Annotated in this window: 2 protein-coding genes; both read right to left on the minus strand. The window is 71.1% G+C overall.

The genetic code is table 11. The features are described from left to right. Nucleotides 1-50 precede the first annotated feature (50 nt). On the minus strand, nt 51-1,214 hold the full coding sequence (locus tag VGB60_RS05960) for a lysozyme (protein ID WP_331037347.1): 1,164 nt from the start codon (nt 1,212-1,214) through the stop codon (nt 51-53). Nucleotides 1,215-1,227: 13 nt separating this feature from the next. Next, nucleotides 1,228-1,741: magnesium transporter (locus tag VGB60_RS05965; protein WP_331037348.1), on the minus strand; the 514-nt coding region annotated here is incomplete at its 5' end.

The raw sequence follows: 1,741 nt of genomic DNA on the forward strand, positions 1-1,741 counted from the left end.
CCCCTCCACCATGCTTCGCATGGTCCCCCTCCCCCGAGGGGGGAGGATTCTCAGTCCGGCCTGCCCCAGCGCTGATAGAGGTTCCAGGCGGACACGCCGACGCAGACGACGCCGATCAGCGCCAGCGCCCACGCCAGCACCATGGTCTCGCCCAGCGGCGCCAACTGCTCCAGCGCGAGGCGAAACGCCGCGGCGGCTCCACCGCAGGCCGCGAGGCCGGCGGCCCCGATGATCAGGAACGGGCCGGCTCCGCCGCGGTCCGGGCGCTGGCCCGAAGCCGCTTCGGCTTCATGACGCAAAACCGGCGCGACGCGTTCGACCGGCTCGTCCGCCGCCGGCTCAAGCTCTTCCGGCGCGGGGGTCCCGGCATCGGCTGCCGGTAACGAATCGACCGGTCCGTCTGTCGTGGCGAAGGGCGACGGTTCGTCCGATGCGGCCGGCCCGAACTCTTCCCTGTCTTGTGCGCCGACGAGCGGAAAGCCGGGTAGCGGCCCGACCGGTGCGGTCGCATAGGGCGCGTATCGCTGATGGGCGTGAGTCGAGCCTTCAGGCCCGGGCTCGGTCTCGACGGCAGGGAACGGGCCGACGCTCATCGCCGAAAGCGGATGCTCGCCGAGCAGCACCGCCACCGCCGCCGCGCGGGCGTCCGGCTCTTGCGGCTGCGCCGGGAAGGGCAGGGGGGCGGCCATCAGGTCCGCAAATCCGACCGACGTGGCCGGGTCCGCGTTGAACAGCGCCCGCTCCGCGGCGCGGCGCCTCAACCGGTCCTGCGGTGCGGGCTGCACGGGCCAGCCCAGAAGCGCGTCGGCCGCGAGCGCCGGCTGGCCTTCCTTGAGGCGCTGGAGCACGTCCGAGGACAGAAACCGTCCGATCCCGACGGAGACGGCGAAGCTGGCGAGCGCATCGAACTGGTGCTGGTTCAGGCCGGCCGAGACCGTGTCGTTCAGCGCCTTAACGACCGGCAGGAGATCGTACTGGAGCAGGAGCTCGGCGTCGGCCGGCGTGACCGTCAGACCCTCCCGGGCGGAGGCGGTGTGGCCGTAGCCGATGACCCAGCCGCCGCTCTGCCCGCGCACGGCGCGCGGACGGAAGCCCTCGAAGCTCTTGATGAGGGCGAGTCCCTCGCGGGAGACTCTCAGACGTGGTGCGGGCGTGTCGGACACGGATTGACCCAAATCGATACGGGCGTGCTCGCCCGCAAGGAGAGCCAGCAAGCTCCGGGCCGAATTAGATCAGGACGATGGTGGCGAGACCAAGGAAGATCAGGAAGCCGAAGAAGTCAGTGGTCGCGGTCACGAACACGGCGGAAGACACGGCCGGGTCGAACTTCAGCCGCGCGAGGGTCAGCGGCGTCAGGACGCCGACGGTCGCCGCGACGACCAGGTTCAGCACCATGGACAGGGCGATGACGGCCCCAATGCGCCAGTCGCCCGACCAGATGCCCGCGGCGAACCCGATCAACGGCGCCAGGACCAGACCGTTGGCCAGCCCCACCACCAGCTCGCGCCGGAAGGTGCGGGGCGCGTTGGAGCTGTTCAGCTCGCGGGTGGCAAGCGCGCGCACCGTCACGGTCAGCGCCTGCGTCCCGGCGTTGCCGCCAATGGCGGAGACGATCGGCATCAGCACCGCCAGCGCCACGATCTGCTCGATCGTCGCACCGAAGAAGGCGATGACGCTGGCGCCGAACACCGCCGTCGCCAGATTGATCGCCAGCCAGGGCACGCGGCCGCGGACGATCTCG

Source organism: Brevundimonas sp., assembly GCF_036399195.1.
Classification (GTDB): Bacteria; Pseudomonadota; Alphaproteobacteria; order Caulobacterales; family Caulobacteraceae; genus Brevundimonas.